Below are 20,767 nucleotides of genomic sequence, written 5' to 3' on the forward strand. Positions count from 1 at the left end.
CCCGCGGAGCGGGATACGGGGCGGCAAGCCGCCCCGTAGAGAATGAATTGCGCAAGCGCAATTCAGATTCCAGCGCAAGCGCTGGAATGGAATTCCGTGAACGGAATTCCAAACGGAATACAATTCGCGCAAGCGCGAATTGTAGGCGACCGCGCAAGCGCGATCACCCAGGCTGGCTATGAGGGGAGGTGCATCGCGTGCGGGACTGTGTAGGGCCTGGGGTTCCTGATCACTACCCCGAATCGGGGTTGACGGACCGTCGGCTTGATCGGGTGCCGGCCCCATCGCAGTGCCGGGCTCCGCTGCGCTCCACCCGAACCCCTCCCCCACCCTCGAAACCGGCCGCTCACGTTCACCAATACCCCGTCAGCATACCCTGTGGATCGTACGTGCTGGGCGGGATTCGGCCAAGTATCAGCCTACAGGGGGAAGCTGTCGTGTTGGTGATGCATCAGGGGTGCTGGCTGTGTAGAGTTTGGTGTAAGACACCACCCCACCGGCCCGCCGCTCACCGCGCCGGACTCTTATTCCTATGACGCGACGCATTCCGCGAAGAGGAGATCCACGGGAATGGCTGTGAAACTGTTTGAACACCAGATTGAGGCAGTGGCCGCCATCGTGCGCGGGCTCGATATTCCGCCGGGTGGCATTCCCTGGAATGGGTTGCGCGGGCAGGTGCACGCCGCGTGCGGAACGGGGAAGACCATCATCGCGGCGGCCTCCGCGAAAAGGATTGTGCCCAAGGGCCGCGTTCTCGTGGTGGTGCCGACCCTGGATCTCCTGGCGCAGACCGTGAAGGAGTGGAGCGGTGCCGGGCCCAAGGGGCCGGCGGTCATGGTGTGCTCGCCCCTGGACGACCCGGAGCTGTGGCACATGGGGGTTCGGTGCACCACCAACCCCGTGCAGCTGGCGCTGTGGCACAAGGAGGGGCCGGTGACCGTCTTCGCCACCTACTCGTCGCTGGGCGTGCTCACGGAGGCGTTCGAGGCCGCCTACGGGCAGAAGCTCGCGCCGGTGGACCTGGCGGTGGTCGATGAGGCGCACCGGACGTCGGGCTCGATGGGGAAGGCGTGGGCGGATATCCACGACCAGACGAAGATCCCGGCGCACCGGCGGTTGTATCTGACGGCGACGCCGCGGATCTGGCAGGAGCGGCCTGCGCACTGGGAGGTCGCGGAGGGGGTGCGGGACGCGCTGCCGGAGGAGATGGCGGCCTCCATGGACGACGAGAAGGTCTTCGGGCCGGTTCTGTACAAGCTGAGCTTGGCGGCGGCGGTGTCGCGGAAGCTGCTGGCGCGGTACCAGATCATCGTCCTGGAGCTGAAGGACCCGGTCGTCACCCCGGAGCGGCTGATGGGCGAGGAGCGGCACACCGAGAAGGTCCGCGGGGAGCGCTTGGGCGCTCTCCAGGCCGCGCTGCTGCACACGATGGAGCAGCACCAGCTCCAGACGTGCATCACGTTCCACCATCGGACCATAGAGGCCGCGGCGTATGCGGAGGGCCTTCAGCGTGTCGCTGCGCGGCTGCACGCGGACCAGCCGGAGACGTACCCGGCGGAGATCTGGGCGGACTGGCTGATGGGTGAGCACGTCCCGGAGCGCCGGCGGGAGGTGCTGGGCAAGTTCGGGACCACCGCCCGCCGCGCGGTCCTGTCGAACTGCCGTGTCCTGGGCGAGGGTGTGGACATCCGGGCCGTGGACTCCGTGGCGCTCCTCGACCCGAAGGGGGCGCCGCACGACATCGTGCAGGCGATCGGGCGCGCGCTGCGGCAGAAGCCCGGAGAGGGGAAGCTCGCCTCTTTGATCGTGCCGGTATTCCTCCAGCCGGACGAGGCGCCGGAGGACATGTTCACCTCCGGTTCGTACAAGCCTCTGGTGAAAGTCCTTGAGGGTCTGCGGGCTCATGATGAAGAGGCCGTCGAATTGCTGGCGATCCCGCAGGAGCCCCAGAAAGACGTTGCGCAGCCCTCCGAATACATCGGTGCAGCACCCGGTGATAACGAGGAGGAAACCCGGTTGCTGCTCCGTTTCGCGGCTCCGCGTGATCCTGTGATGGTCGCGGAATGGGTCAGCTTCAACGTGATCGACACCGAGCGGCAGGACTGGGCCCGCGGCTGGGCGAAGCTCAAGACGTTCACGGAACGTGAGGGGCACGCCCGGGTTCCGTATGGACACCGGGAGGGTGCGACACCGCTTGGGCAGTGGGTCGCGGAACAGCGACGGGCCTACACGGCCGGGGAGATGACCGGCCTGCGCGCGCGGCGGCTGGAGAAGCTGGGCATGGTCTGGAACGTGGCGGATGAGCGCTTCCAGGAGAACCTGGAGGCCGCGAAGGCGTACTACGAGCAGCACTGGACGCTGTGCGCGCCCCGGTCGGCGACGATGCTGGACCGGCCGGTGGGGCAGTGGCTGTCCAACCTCCGCCGCCCCGGAGCCCTGGAGGCCCGTCCGGAGTGGAGGGCTGCGCTGGAGGCCGTGGACGAGCACTGGGACCCGGCGTGGCCGGCGGAGTGGCAGCGGCACTACGCCGCACTGCGGGAGCTTTTGGCGGACGAGGAGGACCGGTCCGAGGTCCTGCCCGGGTTCACCGTCCACGGCATGGACATCGGGAAATGGCAGGCCAAGCAGCGCCAGCACACCGCCTGGACACAGATGACGGACGGGCAGCGCGCGCTCCTGGAGCAGCTCGGTGTTGTGCCGCTGCCCCCCGAGCCGGAGCCCGCCAAGACCCCCAAGACGGCCATGAGCGCCTTCGAGAAAGGCGTGGCGGCCCTCGCGCAGTACAAGGCCCGGGAGGGTTCTGTGAAGCCCCCCAGGGCGCATGTAGAGGTATTGGAGGACGGGTCTGAGGTCAAGCTCGGAGTGTTCCTCAGCAACAGCAAGAGCCGCCGGGCCAAACTGACCGCCGACAAGCTCGCCGCGCTCGCCGCCCTCGGGCTGGAATGGGCGGAGGAGACAGCGTGATGGCCGGGGAGCAGAGCAGGGCACCAGGCCGGAATCCCGGTCTCTCCGGTCGAGAGGAGCGGGAAGAGCAGCGCGTGCCAGCGGCTGTGCGGTGGCACGCCCGCAACAGCGCCTTCGCCGAGGCGGAGAAGGTCATCTCGTGCCTGCTGTCCGCCCCCGGGGTGCGGGAGGCGCGGGCCCAGGTCGAGGCGACGGAGACCCAGCTCGGCATAGAGCTGCACGCCCGCCTCCAGTCCTTCCAGGACCGCCACGACCAGGCCGTGCGGGACAGCGACGCGGCCCTGCTCGCCGGGCTCTGTGCGGGCAAGCACGGCCGCTGGGGACGGATCTGCGTCCTGGACGACGGCCACGATGGGGCTGGGGCGTCGTCGGCGGACAATGCGCGCAGGGTTACCGTGCGGCGGTCAGCTCAGCAGGGTCCCGGCCCGCTTTATAGCATCGGCGCGTGCCCTGCGGTTGGCGTCCAGTTGCAGAGCGCGGATCTTGGCGAGACGTTCATGGTATGTGCCGGTGAGCTGTTCCAAGGTTGTGGACAGACGGCTGCTGATGCGGCATTCACCGTCGGCGACAGCGATGGCAATCTCCTTAGGGGCGGGGCGGGTGCGGGTCTTGCGGGTCTTTGTGGCTGTGCTGACTGCCACGCCTGGATCATTGAAGTGGTAGCTGCGGTCGCGCATGCAGCGCTGCCACCTGGCGATGGTCTTCGCATATGCAGGGTCGGCGGTGACCTGTTGGTACACGGCCAGGCCAAGGTTGGCAGCGATGTAGTCGTTGCGTAGGTATGCGGCGAGGTCGGTGCCATAGAGCGCACGGCGCATCTCGGAAGTGCAGCCGTCGGTGTTTGTAGTGATGTTCTCTCCGTCGGGCAGAGAGATGTCTACCTCCTTTTCTTTACTGCCGAAGAGAGCCTTGTCGTATCCGTTGCGGCGGTCTTCGTCCAGTGATTCTGCGTAGGTCGCGTTCGGATCCTCCGACACGAAGCGCTGGACTTCGTCGGCGCTGTTGTCCGGGTTCCCGTAGCCGTGCGTGCGGGCCTCGTCCGGTTCGAGAGTGTGGAAGAGAGAGAGGGCGTGCACGGTCAAGGCGCCTTCCGGGGGGGTGCGGACGATGTACTCGTACCCCTGGCGTGCCATGCAGCGGCTTATCAGGTGGCCCTCAGCCAGGAGGCGATAGCGCTCGGCCTCCTTTGTCAGTTCTCCGTCGGTTGTCTGGATCTGGAAGGGCATGGCGGGCAGTGGGTCGGAACTCATGGGGGGCTCTACCGCTGCAGGGACTGTGGCACAACTGGTGAGCAGCATGCCGAGCAGCGCGAGCGGGGCGACGTGCGGGCGGCGTAGCAGCATGTGGGAGCCGGTCCTTCTTTGAGGTGTGCGCCGGGACCGGCGCCGTTTCGGGGCCCGTGCCCGAAACGGCGCCGCAGAAGGTGGGAGCTGGATCAGCAGTTGCCCCAGCTGTTGGAGCTGCCCTTGTAGGCCCGGTTGGCGTCTGATGGGGACGAAGTGCCGCTCGCAACGGACTTCAGCCCGCCGCCCCAGCCCCAGATGACGCTGTACTCGTCTCCCCAGATACAGGCTTTGAGGCCGGAAGTTCCGTGGTTGTACCAAGAGGCGTCGCGGTTGTTGATGGACCAGGAGCTCCAGGAGTTATTGGTCCCGGCAAACCTGTACATGTTTCCGTTGTAGGAGGTCTGGTCCCACACGCACAGGTTCCCGCTCGGGCAGGAGGCGGTGCCGGTGGCGGAGGCGGACGCGCTGGAGGCGGGGCCGGCAATGGTCAGCGCTGCGGCAAATCCGGCTGTCAGGACGGGGGCGAGTATGCGGCGCATGTCGATGCTCCTCAAGTCTGGGAGAGGCATGTGAGTCGATTTCGCATCACGAGAACGTATTGCTCGCCTCCCCTGCGCAACCATGCTTTAGCACAAGGTGGCAGATTCGCTTCAGGGTATTGACTCACCGTGCGGTCTTGCGCCGGGCGAAGGCGGGTGCGTGCATCTGGCGGGCCTGCTGGGCAAGGGCGCCCGCCATCACGGGCGAGACAGAGCTCGGCCTTGAGCTGTGCGCCCGCCTCCAGCCGTTCCAGGACCGCTACGGCCAGGCCGTGGCGGTCGACGGCGTGGGCCGGGTTCACCGAGGTCTGCGCTGGCAAGCACGGCCGCTGAGGGCGCGTCTACATCCTTCCCAACGGTCACGAGACCTCGGTGGAGGAGCCGTACTGGGGCCGTAGCAGCGAGGGCCGACCGATCGCGTGAGTGGGAAGCGCACCTGACAACTGGCGAGCGACAGCGGTAAGGCCGCCCCGAACGGCGAGGTGACCGCCGACTAGGTCGACAACACGGTCGGTCGTAAGATCGGCGGCGAAATCACGGCCTGGACCGTCTGGGGCACCCGCAAGGCGGCCTGCAACCGCTGCAAGAAGGCGATGAAGACCGGGAAGCTCCACATGCGGCCCAAGGTCTGATCCCATCGGCCGAGGGCCGGTCCCCGGACCCGCCCTCGGCCCTCACTGCACAGAATCCGAAGGTGATAGCGATGACGCAGTCGGCCACGCCGCCCCGGCGGGGACAGAGCACCGTTTGGTCGCTGACTCTCGGGGCGGACGCGCTGGTGACCTCGTTCGTGGCGTTGGCCATGGTCGTGATCGGGCTGCTGCTGCCCGCGATCGTCGGGAACCACGAGATGTCGACGGCCGAGCACTTCGCCGAGGCCGCGGTCTTCCTCGGTTCGGCGGTGTTCCTCATCGCGTCACTCGGCGCCACGTCCTTCATGGTGCACAAGGACCGTCGGCGCGGGCTCGCCCAGCGGGTCGCCGCGGCACGGCTCCTTCTGCTGGTCGCCGGGGCCGCCTCCGTGATCATTTACGGGGCCGCCACCCACTGATTCCGGACCGGGTCACCGGTCACTCCAGGGCCGTACCCGCCGCGTACTCGTGGCGGGTACGGCCCTTCGGCGTCCCGGCCGCACCCGGCGGGTGGGCGTCAAGCCGGCCGAGCCGTCCCGGCGCTCCAGCGCGCGCTGGAGCGCGTCGGCGGCGTTCTTGTGGTCGGACTTCGGCGGTGCGGTGGATCCGGGCGGCGTGACGAAGGGCCCGGCGGAGATTCTCAGCGGACATGGATCGACTCTTCGGAGATAACAGGGGATGCCAAAGGCGCCGGGCTGGGCGGGGGCCGCACCACAGGGGTGGCCTGCGTGGCACGGCGCCCCGGAGCCCGCCAAAGCCCCCGGGAAGGCTGTGAGCGCCTTCGAGAAGGGCGTGGCGGCCCTCGCCGGCAGTCGGCACAAGGCCCGCACGGGTTCCGTGACGGCTCCAGGCCCACGCAGAGGTGTTGCCGGACGGGTCGGAGGTCAGGCTCGGGGTGTTCCTGTCCAACAGCAAGAGCAGGCGGGCCAAGCTGACCGCGGACAAGCTCACCGCGCTGGCAGCCCTGAAGCTGGGGTGGGCGGGAGAGGCAGCGTGATGGCCGCGGACCAGGCCAGTGCGGCCGGCCCCGCTTCCGGTCTCTCCGGTGGAGAGGAGCGGGAAGAGCAGCGCGTGCCAGCGGCTGTGCGGTGGCACGCCCGCACCAGAGCCTTCGCCGAGGCGGAGAAGGTCATCTCGTGTCTGCTGCCCGACCCTGGGGTACGGGATGCACGGGGGCAGGTCGAGGCGGCGGAGACGGAGCTCGGTGTGGAGCTGGGGGCCCGCCTCCAGCCCTTTCAGGACCGGTACGACCAGGCGGGTGCGGGACAGTGACGCGGCCCGGCTTGCCAGGCTCTGTGCGGGCAAGCACGGCCGCTGGGGACGGATCTGCGTCCTGGACGACGGCCACGAGACCTCGATGGAGGAGCCGCACTGGGGCCGCACCAGCGAGGGCCGACCGATCGCGTGGGGTGGGCAGCGCCCCCGACGACTGGTGAGAGAACACAATCACGATGCCGCTTCCGGGCCGGCATTGGCGGCGTCGTGAGCACTGCGGGAAACAGCCCCGGGCGCACTGCGCGCCCAGGGCTGTTCTGCTGCCTGGGGTCCGCAGCGCCCCGTCCCAGGGCCTACACACAGGGCGATGCGATGCCGCTGCTCACGACTGGCATCGCACTGGTGTTCGTGCAGGCCCTGGGATCTGGGGCCGCTCCCCCGACCGCGTGAACTACGGCACAGTCGCAGCGGGTTCGGTGAGGCGGTGCAGCGGCGTGCAGAGGGTTGTCGGGTTCTTGTGGCGTCTGGGACGGTGTCAGGGGAGGCGTACGGCTTTGACGACCGTGACGGTGACGACGGTTTCGCTGACGAGGTAGGTGATGAACGCGATGTTCGCGATCGTCGCGTCCCGGCGGTCACGCTCGCCCTTCACCGGGCTGGAGCCGGAGCCGTACGGGGAGCGGGCGAGGGCTTCCATGCCCTGGTCGAAGTCCTTGCGCCGTTCCCGGGACAGGCCGCGGAGCTCGGCGTCGGCGGCCGGGGTGTAGGCGATGCGCATGCTCATCCGGCGCTCCGGTAGGCGTCGGCCCGGTCGGCGTAGAGGAGTCCGGTCATGTCGCCGGCCCGGATCCGGGCGATCTGTTCCTCCTCGCCCGGGTCATGGGCCTGCGGGGTGCGCAGTGCCCAGCGGGCCAGGACACCGGGGAGTTCGCCGACGCCGGCGTCCTCGGCCTCCCGGACGAACTCGGCCGCCAGTTCCGGATCCAGGGCCTGCCGGATCGTTCGGATCGTGCCCGGCAGCTCCACCTGACGTCCGTCGCTCAGGGTGGTTGTCAGTGTTTTCGCCGTGTCCGCCAACTCCGGTCGCTCCTTCTTCCCTCACTCAGTGGAAAGGCCAGTCTGCTGCCGTCCGCACCTGTCTGCGCCCTGGTGTGGCAGTGCGGGGCGGGATTCACCCGGGAAGGTGATCACGCCCGCGCCGGCGTTCGACACGGGAGAACCGGAGGGCGGCTGTCCCTGTGGTCATCCCGCTCGGCTGAGCGGGTGGACGACCCTGAGATCGTCAGTTCTCGGATTCCGGGGTCGCTGGCGGGACGGCTCGGGTGTTCGGGCTCTTGCAGGGGTTGCCGGTGCCGCCCCGGGTTCGCGGCAGGGCTGCGGCGGGATCACGGGGCAAGCGGCGGGCGGGCGGTACTTCGGCGGGGCACTGGCCGGCGGGGTGGACGGGTTTACCCCGGGCACCCTGGCCCCGGCCCTTGTCGGAACGTCCCTCGATCGGGTTGCCGCACATCGCGCAGACCAGGGGCCCGCGTCTGCGGGACTTCACCGTCGGCGGGCCGGCGGACTTCCTCGCGGGCTGGGCGGGCAGCGTCTCCCGCGTACCGTCGGCCCTGGGCAGACACACGGTCCACCGGTTGGTGTCCGGGTCGGTGACCTGTTCGCAGGCGGCGGGCCGATCCCTTGGCGCGGTGGTGTCCACGCGGATCTCGGCCGTGAGACGGCCGGGCACAAAAAACGGGCTCGTACAGGGCGAGTTCGGCGAGAAGTACCTGGAGTGCCGCGCTATAGCGTTCGGCGGCGAGTACCGACGGGCGGTCGTTAGGGCAGGTGATCTCCCAGTCGACGCCGAGTGCATTCCAGGTGTATCGGCGTGTGGGTCCGGCGTCGCTGAAGGGCCGTCCCATGCCTTGTTCGTCGGCTTCGGCGGTGTATGACTCTTCGGTCGCCGCGGGGGCGCCGGCGGTCGGGGCGAGCATGTCGTCGAGGATCGTGTTGATGCCCACCGAGCCGGTGATCGAGCGGAGCACGGGGACGAAGCCGGGCCGCACTTCGGTGGCTGCGCGCAGCGTGAGTGCCTGGTCGGCCATGGTCTCCCAGACGTACGGGTAGCGGTCGTGCTTGTAGGGCTCATCGCAGTAGGCGTCCTGTGCCGTGAGGCCGATGCAGAACAGGCGGGTGGCGGAGATCCAGTTTCCGGCCTGCAGGTCGTAGTGGGCGGCGAGGATGATGCCGCGGGGGATGAAACAGCTGAGTTCCGGGGCGGGTGCGGACTTCGCGGCGGTAGCGGCTGCGAGCGCGTACTGCTTAGCGGCGACGGTCAGGCCGAGTTCGCTGTAGAGGCGCGCGGACAGCAACAGCATGATCAGGCCGCCCTCGAGGGTGTCGCCGAGCAGCCAGTTGGCCTTGGCCTCGTGGATCTCCTGGAGCGCTTGCGGAATGCGGCCGCTCTTGATCAGGGCATGACCTCGGGACTGGGCGCGTTCGCCCCGTGCCGCCTGGCCGGTGACCCGGTCGGTTGCCGCGTCGAGCAGGTCACGGACCTCCTGGTACAGAGGGTGGTCCACCAGAACCGGGGTGAGGAAGTCGAAAAGGTCGGCAATGTGCTCGATGGGGAACAGCGGCGCGTTGTCCAGGTGGCGGCCCAACCGGAGCAGAGTGCGCATGCCGGTGTCGAGGTCCGTGAGCGGCGGCGGCGCCTGCAGAGCAGGCACCTGCTCACCGGCTTCCACCGCTTCGAGGACATGCGCGGTGACCTCTGCGACGCTCGGCAGGTCCTCGGGTACCACGGTGAGGTCGACGGTCATGTCGGTGTGCAGGGCCAGGCGGGCCCGCATGGCCAGCAGATGGGCCATCGCGTTGGGCGGCGGATCCGCCTCCAGCAGGCGGTCGATCTTGTCTGCCAGCAGTCCCTGCCAGCCGGACAGGTCCTCTGCGGTCAGCGCGGTGAGGTCGCGGACCAGTGCCCCGAACCCGTACTGCAGGAGCACGACGGCGTCCTCGAGGATTCCCGGGTCGGTGAGGGTGTCGTCAGCGGTGACCGTGCTGAAGAAGTCACGGGCCAGCTGGTCCGTCGGCCGCATCTCGCCCAGGCCTCGCAGGGTCGCTACGACGATCTCGTAGCGGGCCCGCAGCGCGATGTCCTCCCCCACGGCGGCGTCCAGCAGGGCACGGGCGTAGTCGATCCATTCCGGCAGGTCGGCCCGGGCCTCGTCGTGGAAGGTGGCGTGCCGCAACGCGCCCCGCAGGTCCACCAGATCGCCCAGGGTGCGGCCGGGCTCGTCGCTTGCCTGCCATCGCCAGCGGGCTTCGGCATACCAGTCGGGCAGTTCGCCAGCGCTTTCCGGGCGTGGCGGAGCGAGATCGGAGGGCAGGTGAAGGTACTGGACGGCGAGGTAGAACAGGTCGTAGTCGGCAAGGTGGAGGGCGAGTGCGGCGGCGTCCCAGATCTCCAGCTCGACCTGGTGTGTCCGGGCGGCCTCGTCGATCAGGTCGTGCCGCTTCCTGGTGGGTACGGCGGTCACGGTGAAGTAGATGACGCGGTCAACGGGTGCGCCCTGCCCGCAGATCGAGGCGAGGTCCTTTCGGATCTTGCCCGGGATGCCGGTGCTCTGGATGGTGCAGGCCATCACCACCCGCTGGGTGGAGGCCAGCGCGGCGAAGCAGGATGTGCCGGGCAGTTCGCGGGGGATGTTGGTCCAGTGGCTTTCTGCGTCCCGGCCCTGGTCGCCGCCGCTGCTGACAGGGCCAGTGGCAGGGAGCAGGTTGCTGGTGATCCTCCGGCGTGCCAGGCCCAGGCACAGGGCCTCGAACTCGTGATGGCTGTTGCTTTCGCCAAGGATGCTCAAGGCGAAGCGAATACGTTTTTCAAGCTGGACGGCATCGTCGCTCACGTCGTTCCCCCGTCTCACTGCCGCACTCACGCACGCCCAGTGTCCAGCACCCCACTGACATTTCGGGGGCGATGCCCGCACCGGCGGGTGCGCGTACCGTGAGGGCGACACCGCCGCGTCCGCGGATCGCTGCCGGGCGGTGGCAGCTGTGTCCGGCCCACCTGTTCAGGCTCGATCGTGCAGCCAGAGGCCGCTTCGGACATGCTGGCTGTCAGGCCGGTCACGGCGGCGGTGACGCAGGCAGGGTGGGTGTTCTGCGGCGTGACCATGAACTGGGGGTCGGCAGGTTGCCGTTGACGACGATCGCTGCGACCAGGGACGGCGCCTGTGGGTTGGTCAGACCGTGGAGGGCGGGCTGGAGGGTGAAGAGGTAGTTCTCCGGCACGCCGACGGGCGAGGTCTTGCGGCTCATGTCCAGGATGCACAGGATCGACAGGCGTGCGCCGTCGGCGGCTGCGTACTGGGTGGGCTGGCCCATGTACTTGGGGGAGCGCTCCTGGGTGACCGGGGTGGTGCGCTCGACTTTCAGTTCGGCAGTGATGCCGTCGTGCCGGACGTCGAGGTATCCCAGGGCGAGCGGGCTGCCCCGTTCCAGGCGCCCGCCGAGTTCCGGCTCTGCCTGCAGTTCCTTGTACAGGTCGTCGTGGAACTTGCGTTCGGTCACGTGGCTGCCGCGTTTGTACTGCTTGTTCCAGGTCATGGTGAGTCCGGTGCGGCAGATGGCGGTGAACAGGCGGCAGAAGGCCTGGAGCTGGTCCTCGTCGTAACCAGCGCGGTGGAGGCTTTCGTAGAGGGCGAGCAGGCGTTCGTCGAAGACGGGGAAGCTGGTCAGGAAGTCGCGTGAGGCGTCGAAGGGCCGCAAGCGGATCTCGCGGTGCCCGGCGGCGTCGAGACTCTGGGTAAAAGGCTTCCCGTTCTTGGTGCCGCGCCAGCGCAGGTTGACCGAGAACGGCGGGGCAGGGCTGCCGGCGGGCAGGGCGAAGCGGAGGATGAGCGTGCCGGTGGCGTTCAGTGTCACCGGGTCCTCGGGGCGTGGCAGGCGCGGCCACAGGTAGGTGGGGGTTTCCGCCTCGGCGGGGGTGAAGTGGCCGAGGAGGTCGGCTTCGAGGCTCTGAGCCCACCGGGGCCAGGGGCCGGTGCGGACGTCGAGGCGGAGTTCGTAGACCGTGGAGGGGCGCAGGATCTGCGGGCCGGTGATGAGGCGTCCGTCGACGCTGGCCAGGACGACGGCGGCGGCTGGCTGGTCCTCGGCGGCCCGTGCATCACTGTCGGTGTCCGCCGTGCCGGAGTGGAGCGGTGTGCGGCGTCGGCCTCGGGCGATCACCAGGGGCAGGGGCAGGGCGGCGAAGCGGGTGAGGAGGTCGGCCACGCCGCCGTCACCGGTGAGGGCCTGTGCCTGCTCCAAGGCGGCCAGCAGTGGTCCGGCCAGCGGGTCGGTGTCCGTGAAGCGCTGGTGAAGGTCGGCGGTGGCGGCGGTGGCGCGTCGGCGGGCTGCGGTGGCCAGCGCGGTCATCTGGGCGGTGTCGGCGTCGAGTTCGGCTGCATCGAGCCTGATCAGAAAGGCGGCCACCTCGCACAGCCTGGCGAAGGACCGCACGTAGGCGGCGGTCGCCGTCGCCTCCAGAGACTGGCTCCTGAGGGTGTCCGCAGCGACGCGGAGCCGGGCGGCGCGGGTACGAAGCGCGTCGGCCGGATCGCTGCTGGAATGACCGGAGCGCTGGTCCGCATCGTGCCGGTCTGCGCTGGCATTCGGCATCGGCTCGCGGCCGACCAGGAGGTCTCGGACTGTGACACGGGTGCGGGCCTGCTCCGCCAGAGCGCCAGCATCGCCGTCCCCACCGAGGGTGTGCGCGGCTTGTGTCAGCGCGCGGGCTGTTACGCCGGTGTCGCCCTGGGCCGCTGCGGTGGCATCGAACGCGGCCGCGGCGACAATCAGCGAGGCCAGCGCCCGGTGGACGGTGAACGCGGGCTCGGCCGGGACCGACTCCAGAACGGCGTTCATGATGGCGGCGGCATCCCCCGGACGGGCTGCCCGCCAGGCGACCTCGGCGTATTCGGCCGCGCCGAACACACGGTGCGGCCCCAGTTCGAGGGCGGCCGCCTCCAAGTCCTCCAGCAAGAGGCCGGTCAGGCCCGGGCCGCAGTCCAGCAGTGCGCACAGTTGCCGGTTGTCGTGGGCGTTGAAGCGGTCGTTGATGTATGGGTCGCGTACCTGGCGCAGGCGCAGCTTCGCCATGGCCGGGCTGGCCGTGGTCTGCGGCAGCCAGTCACGGCGCAGGGCGTCGCGCAAGTGGTAGCGGTCGAGGTCGGCGGCGCGAGTGAGGATCTGCTGTTCGGTGTGCGCCCGGAGGGCTTCGTCGCCGCGGGAGAGCCGGGCGGCAGCTGTCATGGCCTTGTTGACGGTGTCCGGGAAGCGGGTGATGTCGACCTGGGCGCAGACCAGCAGCGCGTAGACCAGCAGACGCAGGGAGTCCTCGTCGCTCCACTCCAGGCGCATGGCGGCGTCGAGAACACCGTCGATGACAGCGATGTAGCGGTCCTCGAGCAGGGCCGGCAGGAGATCGGAGATGCTGGAGGGAAGGTGGTGGACGGCGCCGATGTCCGCCCATGCGCTCAGTGCGGCCGACCGCGAGGCGACGTCGGAGTCGACGAGGTAGGTGTGCAACAACGGAAGGATCATCCGCAGCAGGCCGGGGTGGTCGCCGTGGCGTCGTCCGAGTTTCCCCATGAGCGGCAGCAGGCGCGGCACGATGACCTGCCTGCGCTGGCTGTCGCGTTCGTCGGTGACGGTGTCGATGACCGCGCCGCATACGGCCGTCACGTCGACGGTGGCGATGTGTTCCAGAGCGTCCAGGAGCCTGCTGATGCTGGACGCCAGAGACTGCTGGTGGGCCATCCGTTCAAGACGGCGCAACTGCGGCGGAACCGTTTCGGGGGTGGCCAGGAGCGGGGCGGGGGCGGTGTCCGCCGACTCCAGCGTGTCGATGGCCGTCAGGGCCGCGCCCAGGAGAGCAGTCAGGTGCGGGGCGGCCCAGGCGGGGTGGGTTTGGGCCAGTTGCTCGGTCAGAATCGCGGCCGGGACGCGTACGTCGTCGCCCCAGTCTCCCCCGATGCGGGTCAGACATGTGGAGAGCAGTTCCTCGAAGACGGCCTGCTGCCGGCTCTCATCAGGCCGGGGATCGCTGGCGGTCCGGAATCGGTCTTCGGGGTCGATGAAGCGTCCGGCCTGTTCCAGCACCCCGAACAGCCGCTCGCGCACGGTGTCTCCGGCCGTGCTGCCGGTGCGCTCGAGCTGGGCAGGTACCTCTCCCACCGCCAGGACGAGCAGGGTGGCGAGGGCTTGCTGGACCGTGCCCACCGGGGCGGGGTCGTTGTGGTGGTCGCCGTCAACGCCCAGGTTCAGCAGCATCGGCGGCACGAGTTCGCCCGCCACGTCCGGGTGCGTGAAGGCCAGGGCCCGCACGGCGGCCGCGGCAGCACGCCGATCGGCCTCAGGCCGTCGTCCCGTCTGGGGAACGGGCCGTGCTCCGGGCGGGACCACGAGCGACTGAGACGGTGGTGGGGCCGGCAGCATGCCGGTGAGCACAGCGATCACAGTCTGAGGGGCCACTCCAGCCGCTGCACGAAGAGCACTGGCGTCCCCGGTGCCGCCTTCAAAGAACCCGTATCGCCGGCTCTGCGGCTCAGCGAGATACACCAGGGACTGGATCACTGCCTCGTCGACCTGGTCGGCATCGCGGGCAGTCAGCAGATCGCTCAGGCAGCGGCCAGCCTCCTCAACCGGGCCGCGCCGCAAGGTGTCCAGGGCCGCTCCAAGGACACCTGCCACGAACTCGCTGCGGCTGCGGGCCACATGCCGCAGCGGCGTCAACAACTGCGTGAGGTGGACGTCGGCCACCAGCTTCAGGGCCAGCTCGATCACCGCGGTGGTGAAGGTCTCCGGCGCCCGCTCCGCCAGTGCGGTCAACCGCCGCAAGGCACCGTCGCAGGTCTCCCGGTCCCGTTCGACACCGGGCTCCTGGTCCAGGACACCGATGTCGTCCAGAGCACTGGCCATCGCTGTGTCCGATGACACCTGCGCGCCCCGGCGGTGCTCGGCGCGCTGCTCCCATGCCTGGCGCAGCCGCGTTGTTTCCGCTCGTTCGGCCTCCTCGGCTCTGGCCGCGGCTTCCTTGCGTTCCTCCATCACCGTGGCGAGATTCGGCACGTCGCCTGTGGGACGGCGATGAGTGCATCCCACGCAGTGCTGTCCGTAGAACTCCCCGGCAATCCAGTCCAGGTTCCCGCTGGCACCGCCGTGCGCCACGAGGCAGCCCACCTGGCGCATGTTGATCGGCAGGCCGGTGGCCACCTCGGCCGTTCCCTGGCCACCGAACTCGGTGAACGTCATGTTCAGACAGTGGCGCCGTGCCATCTCCACGGTGACGGCGTTCCTACGGCCGGTCCTGACCGCATCCTCGAAAATTCGCTCTGCCTGACTGTCCACGCCATCACTGTCCCAGGCGCCACTGACATCAACGCCGACCCTCGTTCATCCCGCCCCATCGGCGGTTCACGCCGTCTGCCCGCGCCGCCTTCTCTTTCGGGTCGTCCAGCAGCCCTGCGGCGCAGCGTCCATACCCCTGACGGCGGGTGGGAAAAACCGGGAGTGCCGGTGTCTTGCCGGTATGCGGCGGGCGCCTTGGGACTCGGTTACCGGCCGTCGGTGTCACAGAACCGGTAACCGACTGCACGGTGGCGCGTTGCCCAGACGGGGGCAGTGCGCCGACTGTCACACATCACACCGGGGAGGAACATGTCCTACCGTCGCGATACCGGCCTTCCTGCCGCGCTGCCCGCTCAGCGCGCCGCGTTGCAGCAGGAAGGACCGCCGCCGGGACAGGCCGGGGCCGGTCCCTATTCCACCGGGGGTGGCGGGACAGTTCTGGAGCACCGCTATGGGGCGGTGCTGTTGTCGCATCTGCTGACCGGGACACCGGTACCCGGCCTGGGGGATGCCGTGACGCCGGTCCGGATCCGATTTCAGGGGCGTTCCGTCAGCCGCGTGGACGACATCGTGGTGGTCGGAACGGCGCCCAACAAGAAGGAGGTTGTGCTGTCCATCGGAGTGCGCAGAAAGCCGAAGCTGGTGCCGAGCGAGGCGGACTCTGTCAAGCTGATCGGCGACTTCCTGCACGTCGCGCGCGCCCGGCGGGCGCTGGTGGACAGTGGCCGCTGGAAGCTGGCCCTGGCCGTGGTGCCGTCCTGCATTCCCGCTCAGCAGCTCAGGGCGTTGGCCGAGATGGCTTCGGCTGCGGGCAGTTGGGCGGAGTTCCAGGACCGGCTGCGCCGTCCGGGCAGCCTGCAGACAGCGGTGCGCAACCGGCTGACCCAGATGGAAGAGATCGTGGCGTTGCTGGCCCCCGAACCATCGGCTCAGACGGCGCGGGAGACCTGGCGGCTGCTGTCGGCCCTGCGTCTGGTCGAGATGCGCCTGGAAGGCGCCGATTGCACGGACCGGACCTACAGCGTCGAACGTCTGCGGGCCGTGACGCCGCAGCGCAGCAATGAGGCGGCGCACGCCCTGTTCGCGCATCTCGCGGAGCAGGTGGGTGCCTATGCTCCAGGCGGTGCAGTGGTGGATCTGTCCCGGCTGCAGGCCGACCTGCAGGGTCTGGACTGCTTCGCCCTGGCAGCCCTACCCTCTCCCGCGGCCGCTGTGCCAGCCCGGCCGGCGACGGTCCGCAGACCACGGACGGACCGTCGCCGTGCGCATGCCAGGCTGCGGTGGGAGGTCCGCCTGGTGACTGGGGCGGCACACCAGCCCCAGGTACACGACGGCACTGTGGTGGTGGTCGACGACTGCTGGACGCTCGCCTTCGACGCGGACTCTGGTGACCAGCGCTGGGGTAAGAAGATCGGCGGCGGACACAGGCCGGTGGTCGCCGGTGGGGCATGCTTCGCCTCCGGCTTGCTGGGCCATGCCCGGGCGTGGGATCTGAGCACCGGTCAGTGCAGCGCGCCGCTGGCTCTGCGTATGCAGGACGGCCTGGCCTCGGTGTCGGACGGGGTGCTGTTCGCCGGGCACCCCGACACGGGGCTGAGCGCCTGCGACGTCGCCTCGAAAACGGTGCTGTGGTCGGGCGCCGGAGACCGGCTGCAGGTCATGGCCGCGCCTCAGGCTCATGGCGGCATAGTGTTCGCGCTGCTGCAGGACCGGGCGGCATCCGCGCCCGGGCAGCAGGTTCTTGCTGCCGTCGGGGCGATGAGCGGGCACACGGTGTGGCGCTGGCCGAGCGGCTCGTGCGCCATCGCGCACTGGAGCGCCGGCGACCAGGTCCTCGCCGCCGTTGCCGACACGCCGGACCGCAAGCAGGAGATCGTCGCCCTGGACCGTGCTGGCGGGGCGCTGCTGTGGCGCCACAAGCTGCCCGGCGCGGCTGCCGCCGCGCCGGTGCATGCAGGTACGGCGGTTCATCTGACCACCCGGTGCGGCCGGGCGCTGGCCTGGGATGCACGCGAGGGACGCCTGCAGTGGGACGTTCAGGCCGCCCAGCGCATCGCTGCGGCTCCCCTGGTCGCCGGCAACGGCGTCAACATCGCCGCGTTCGCCCCGGGCCGGCTGGTGGTCCTCGATCCGCACTCCGGCGGCGAGTTGTGGCACAGGCCAGCGGGCGGCGCCTTCACCACCACGCCGTTCATGTGGGGCGATCGCATCTGGGCCGGGGACCGTACCGGAGCCCTGCATGCCTGGGATCCGCTCACCCGCCGGAGTACGCAGCAGTTGCCGGTGCGGTGGAGCGACGAGGGCGGCGGGCAGCCGGCCGTCGAGGACCGCCGGATGTTCGTCTCCACCTGCAGCGGCTGGCTGCAGGCGTGGGAGCTGCACTGACGGCCCGCCGGCCACCGGCGGCGGCCATGTCCCGGTCGCGGGTACCGCCTTGGCCCGGGCGGTCAGCGCTCGATCGACAACGGCACGCGCAGGTAGGTGGTGAGCCCGGCCTGGATCGCGGGATCGATGCAGTCCACGTCTGCCAACGGCCCGGTGACGATCACAACGTCGCCGCTGTCGCCGACAGCGCGCTGCCACGTGCGCCCGGACGGCAGGGAGCCGTCGTAGAGGTGGCTCGTGTCCGGGAAACGGATCACGAGGGCCTCGTCGGGCAGGCGCAGCTCGGCGCTCCAGCCCGGGGTGTGCTGGGGAGCGGACAGTGACGTCGTGGTGAGCTGTCGTCCGCCTGCCCGCCGCACCAGGAACTCCAGGCTGTCAGGGATCTCGACCCGGTCCTGGGCGTCACGGACCTGCAAGGTGTGGGGCTGCAGGATGAAGATTGCCGGTTCGTCGGCCAAGTGCCCGCTCGCCGCCTGGAGTTCCATCCCGGCGATGCCCGGCAAGCCGGGCGACAGCGGGATGTCGTGATGGGTCATCTCATCTCCTCTGGTCTCTTCTTGGGCGTTCAGGGGTGCGGGCGGTCACTGGTAGAGGAAGTCCGCCTGCCACCGGGACAGGCCAACGACGAGGGTGACCGCGGTGTCCGCCGCTTCGCGGCGCTGTGCTGCTGTGCGGTGGATGCAGGCGGTGTCCTTGATCCGCCCGTGTGCGCCGTGCTGCCGGGCCAGTGTGCGGAAGGTGGCCGAGGCCTGGAACGGGGCGCCTGGCGGCTCGTTTCGGCGACGAGCTCTGCCGGGATGCCACAGTAGGTTTCTGACGTGATGAAGCAGGCCCAGGACACCAGTTCCAGCGTCGCTCACGCATCACTCGCGACACGGTCCAGCAGGGCGGGCCGGCACTGCCGGCAATCGTCCAGTGTCGCGTAGGTCAGCCGGTCCAGTACGTCGGGAAACGGCGCGGGCAGTTCGCATATGAGGTGTGCCCGGGAGGGCGGGCTGAACCGTAACCTCTGCGCCGCGGCATCGTGCCGATGCTCTGCGCAGATCATCTTGCCCATGAGCTCTCCCGCGACAGGGATGCTCTCCCCAGGGACCACGGCTCATCCTTCCGGGCCTTCACACCCGGCGGTGGGAAAGTCACGAACTCGCCGTGCGACGGCAGATCTTGCGGTACAAGGCACACGGACCCCGTCCCGGAGTCGTTCGTGCACGTAGTGTCCGTGCCCCGATTGATCACGTTTTGGGAACGCGAAAGCGCCTTTGATGAAGTCCTCGTCCTGACGCGGCGGTTGGCCCGTTTCGGCCAGGGCGGGGACGCGGTGGCCCGGCCGTCGGAGAGGGTTGCTGCGTTGCCGGCTGAGGCTGCGGTATCGAGCAGCCTGGCCGGCAGGCGTCCGCGCGGATGCCGAGGACGTGCGTGCGGCCGGAGTTGTGCACACCGTCTCGCCGTGTGGCAGCAGGCTCACTGGTGCGCTTCGGCCGACGCCGAGTCATCCCGTTCGTTGATCTTCCCGAAGGGGACGTGCACGCTGGGTGTGCTGCGTGCGGTGCCGACCAGGTGGCCGACCTGGTCGTCGAAGAAGATGTGGGGCTTGAGGACTCCCATGATCGTGCTCTTGTCTATGCCTCCGAGGAAGAAGGCATCGTTCACGGTCACGCCCCAGCCCTTCAGGCTGCGCACTGCACGTTCGTGGGCAGGTGCGTTGCGGGCGGTGACGAGGGAGACGTGGACGCGGATCTTGTAGTCCGGGTCTTTCGCCCGCTGTTCTTCTTCACGCTGCTGGAGCCGGTTGACGCTGGCGAGGAAGTCCCGCAGCGGCCCGGCGTCGTGCGGAGTGGCGGCGTTCATCGTCTCGTGGGAGCGGAACCCTTCGATGCCATCGGTCTGGTAGACCTGCTCCGAGGCGTCGTCGGCGAGGACCCCGTCGAAGTCGAAGGCGATCCGCAGATCCTGGCCACCTTCTCCATCGATCGCCGCAAGGCCCAGGACGCGTCCGGCGGGCAGCCCGAGGCTGACAGCCTCACGCACGTCGTCCTCGTTCGCGGACAGGAACAGGGACATGTTCAAGGCGGGCATGAAGTGGTACGGCGAGCGGCCCTGCATGAAGATGGCCCGGCTGATCGGCAGGCCGTGCGACTGGATGGACCGCATGACCCGCAGCCCCGTGTCGGGATCGTTGCGGGACAGGACGATGACCTCGGCCAGAGGGTCCTCGGGTGAGAGGTCGTTCAAGGACAGCAGTCTGCGGATGAAGGGGAAGGCGACCCCTTTGCCGAGCGTGTCGTCCAGGTGCTGCTCCTGGTAGGCGCGGTAGGCCTCCTCCCCCTTCTCGCGGAAGACGACGTCCGCCTCCGCCAGGTCGAACAGCGCGCTGGAGGCGATGCCGATGACCAGGCGTTTTTCAAGCTCGTAGGCCATGGGACTCCCCTGACATCAATTCACACACGCGTATCAATATAGTATCGAGTCCCTTGAGTAAAGGCCTGGGCACGGTTCTTCACGGAGTAGGCGTTCGGGGATGTCATCCGTGGTGTTCGTCAGCTCGGCGAACCACCGCTCACCCAAGTTCGGCGTTCGGCCAGGACGACCCGGCCGGGGTGTAGCACGGGTGGGCCGGCAGCCACGTCTTGATCACCGGAGAGAGCGTCGGCCGGCCGGTGCGGTTTTGCCTCGCCGCTGGCGCCTGGCCCGCCTATGCCTGCCCTGTCCGTCGCATAGGCTGTCTGTCCTTGTTTGTCTCACGCGAGCGCAGGAGAACTGCATTGTCCGACGGACACGCTGACCCGGTTGACTGGCACAGCATCCGGTCCTGGGCGGGCAGTCAGGAACGGGCGTTCGAAGAGTTGTGTTTCCAGCTGCGGGAGCCCGCTCGGCCGGGCTGGCGGACTGTCAAGACGGCCGCGCCGGATGGCGGGGTGGAGTGGTACAACCTGGCCCCGGACGGGCGGGTGCACGGTTTTCAGGTGAAGTACGTACACGAGATCGATGCTCTTCTGCCCCTGGCGCGGGAGAGCTTGAGGGCCGTGGGGCAAAACCGGCCTCGCCGGAACGTGACCCGCATGGTGTTCATGGTGTGCACCGATCTGCCGGACCCCACGCATCTGCGGCAGGGCAAGCCGGTGACGGGTGCCCGCCAGCGGTGGGAGCAAGCGGTCGCCGGCTGGAAGACGCAGTTGGAGGGGACTGCGGACATCGAGGTGGAGCTCCTGGGCAGCGGGGAACTGCTGGAACGGCTGCTGGCCCCGGGCAACGAGGGGCGTATGTGGTTCTTCTTCCAGCAGCGTGCTCTGGGGGCGTAGTGGCTGAAGGAGCAGTTCGAGCGCGCGGCGCGTATCGCCCACGACCGCTACACACCCCGGCATCACATCCC

The 20,767-nt window shown here is 69.1% G+C and carries 14 protein-coding genes and 1 pseudogene; 6 read left to right on the forward strand and 9 right to left on the reverse strand.

Annotated features, from left to right (window positions below):
• Positions 1–570 precede the first annotated feature (570 nt).
• Complete coding sequence (locus ABD371_RS18895) at positions 571–2,964, forward strand: DEAD/DEAH box helicase (protein ID WP_344478451.1); 2,394 nt, start codon at positions 571–573, stop codon at positions 2,962–2,964.
• A 404-nt stretch (positions 2,965–3,368) separates the two neighbouring features.
• Here ABD371_RS18895 and ABD371_RS18900 read toward each other — a convergent pair whose 3' ends face one another.
• Both ABD371_RS18900 and ABD371_RS18905 read right to left on the reverse strand, forming a co-directional pair.
• Positions 3,369–4,190: a hypothetical protein gene (locus ABD371_RS18900; RefSeq protein WP_344478454.1), complete on the reverse strand. Its 822-nt coding sequence runs from the start codon at positions 4,188–4,190 to the stop codon at positions 3,369–3,371.
• 209 nt (positions 4,191–4,399) lie between these two features.
• The gene (locus tag ABD371_RS18905) at positions 4,400–4,789 is read right to left on the reverse strand and encodes a peptidase inhibitor family I36 protein (protein WP_344478457.1); all 390 of its coding nucleotides are present in this window, start codon (positions 4,787–4,789) and stop codon (positions 4,400–4,402) included.
• 703 nt (positions 4,790–5,492) lie between these two features.
• Here ABD371_RS18905 and ABD371_RS18910 point away from each other — a divergent pair.
• From ABD371_RS18910 to ABD371_RS18920, 3 genes and pseudogenes are all read left to right on the forward strand, one after another.
• Positions 5,493–5,840: a hypothetical protein gene (locus ABD371_RS18910; protein ID WP_344478460.1), complete on the forward strand. Its 348-nt coding sequence runs from the start codon at positions 5,493–5,495 to the stop codon at positions 5,838–5,840.
• 328 nt (positions 5,841–6,168) lie between these two features.
• Positions 6,169–6,418, forward strand: a pseudogene (locus ABD371_RS35870) (hypothetical protein); the annotation flags it as partial.
• 74 nt (positions 6,419–6,492) lie between these two features.
• Positions 6,493–6,693 (forward strand): hypothetical protein, encoded by a 201-nt coding sequence (locus tag ABD371_RS18920; protein ID WP_344478465.1) that lies wholly within the window; start codon positions 6,493–6,495, stop codon positions 6,691–6,693.
• Positions 6,694–7,171: 478 nt separating this feature from the next.
• Here ABD371_RS18920 and ABD371_RS18925 read toward each other — a convergent pair whose 3' ends face one another.
• From ABD371_RS18925 to ABD371_RS18940, 4 genes are all read right to left on the reverse strand, one after another.
• Entirely contained in the window at positions 7,172–7,420 is a 249-nt protein-coding gene (locus ABD371_RS18925; RefSeq protein ID WP_344478468.1) for a hypothetical protein, read from the reverse strand.
• The gene (locus tag ABD371_RS18930; RefSeq protein WP_344478471.1) at positions 7,417–7,713 is read right to left on the reverse strand and encodes a hypothetical protein; all 297 of its coding nucleotides are present in this window, start codon (positions 7,711–7,713) and stop codon (positions 7,417–7,419) included. Before ABD371_RS18930 ends, ABD371_RS18925 begins: the two co-directional genes overlap by 4 nt.
• A 371-nt stretch (positions 7,714–8,084) precedes the next feature.
• Positions 8,085–10,526, reverse strand: coding sequence for a hypothetical protein (locus ABD371_RS18935; RefSeq protein ID WP_344478473.1), 2,442 nt, complete (start codon positions 10,524–10,526; stop codon positions 8,085–8,087).
• 220 nt (positions 10,527–10,746) lie between these two features.
• Positions 10,747–14,877 (reverse strand): hypothetical protein, encoded by a 4,131-nt coding sequence (locus ABD371_RS18940; RefSeq protein ID WP_344478476.1) that lies wholly within the window; start codon positions 14,875–14,877, stop codon positions 10,747–10,749.
• Positions 14,878–15,321: 444 nt separating this feature from the next.
• On the opposite strand from ABD371_RS18940, the gene ABD371_RS18945 reads away from it, so the two are divergent.
• A complete protein-coding gene (locus tag ABD371_RS18945; RefSeq protein WP_344478480.1) occupies positions 15,322–17,397 on the forward strand; it encodes a PQQ-binding-like beta-propeller repeat protein in 2,076 nt (691 codons plus the stop codon).
• Between the two features lie 62 nt (positions 17,398–17,459).
• On the opposite strand, the gene ABD371_RS18950 is transcribed toward ABD371_RS18945, so the two are convergent.
• The 3 genes from ABD371_RS18950 to ABD371_RS18960 form a co-directional block, all read right to left on the reverse strand.
• Positions 17,460–17,933: a hypothetical protein gene (locus ABD371_RS18950; protein WP_344478483.1), complete on the reverse strand. Its 474-nt coding sequence runs from the start codon at positions 17,931–17,933 to the stop codon at positions 17,460–17,462.
• Positions 17,934–18,253: 320 nt separating this feature from the next.
• Positions 18,254–18,454: a hypothetical protein gene (locus ABD371_RS18955; RefSeq protein WP_344478485.1), complete on the reverse strand. Its 201-nt coding sequence runs from the start codon at positions 18,452–18,454 to the stop codon at positions 18,254–18,256.
• 404 nt (positions 18,455–18,858) lie between these two features.
• The gene (locus tag ABD371_RS18960; protein ID WP_344478488.1) at positions 18,859–19,815 is read right to left on the reverse strand and encodes a 5'-nucleotidase; all 957 of its coding nucleotides are present in this window, start codon (positions 19,813–19,815) and stop codon (positions 18,859–18,861) included.
• Between the two features lie 641 nt (positions 19,816–20,456).
• Between ABD371_RS18960 and ABD371_RS18965 the strand changes: the two genes are divergently transcribed.
• Positions 20,457–20,696 carry a hypothetical protein gene (locus tag ABD371_RS18965; RefSeq protein ID WP_344478491.1) on the forward strand — a complete coding sequence of 80 codons (240 nt, stop codon included), beginning with the start codon at positions 20,457–20,459 and terminating at the stop codon, positions 20,694–20,696.
• Positions 20,697–20,767 lie beyond the last annotated feature (71 nt).

The organism is Streptomyces amakusaensis, from assembly GCF_039532665.1.
In the GTDB taxonomy this organism is placed as follows: domain Bacteria; phylum Actinomycetota; class Actinomycetes; order Streptomycetales; family Streptomycetaceae; genus Streptomyces; species Streptomyces amakusaensis.

What these genes read in the sequence shown, in the direction of transcription:
- ABD371_RS18945 (WP_344478480.1), top strand. Translation starts at nt 15,322, where the DNA reads ATGTCCTACCGTCGCGATACCGGCCTTCCTGCCGCGCTGCCCGCTCAG.
- ABD371_RS18895 (WP_344478451.1), top strand. Translation starts at nt 571, where the DNA reads ATGGCTGTGAAACTGTTTGAACACCAGATTGAGGCAGTGGCCGCCATC.
- ABD371_RS18950 (WP_344478483.1), bottom strand. Translation starts at nt 17,933, where the DNA reads ATGACCCATCACGACATCCCGCTGTCGCCCGGCTTGCCGGGCATCGCC.
- ABD371_RS18905 (WP_344478457.1), bottom strand. Translation starts at nt 4,789, where the DNA reads ATGCGCCGCATACTCGCCCCCGTCCTGACAGCCGGATTTGCCGCAGCG.
- ABD371_RS18910 (WP_344478460.1), top strand. Translation starts at nt 5,493, where the DNA reads ATGACGCAGTCGGCCACGCCGCCCCGGCGGGGACAGAGCACCGTTTGG.
- ABD371_RS18925 (WP_344478468.1), bottom strand. Translation starts at nt 7,420, where the DNA reads ATGAGCATGCGCATCGCCTACACCCCGGCCGCCGACGCCGAGCTCCGC.
- ABD371_RS18965 (WP_344478491.1), top strand. Translation starts at nt 20,457, where the DNA reads ATGGTGTTCATGGTGTGCACCGATCTGCCGGACCCCACGCATCTGCGG.
- ABD371_RS18900 (WP_344478454.1), bottom strand. Translation starts at nt 4,190, where the DNA reads ATGCCCTTCCAGATCCAGACAACCGACGGAGAACTGACAAAGGAGGCC.
- ABD371_RS18960 (WP_344478488.1), bottom strand. Translation starts at nt 19,815, where the DNA reads ATGGCCTACGAGCTTGAAAAACGCCTGGTCATCGGCATCGCCTCCAGC.
- ABD371_RS18955 (WP_344478485.1), bottom strand. Translation starts at nt 18,454, where the DNA reads ATGGGCAAGATGATCTGCGCAGAGCATCGGCACGATGCCGCGGCGCAG.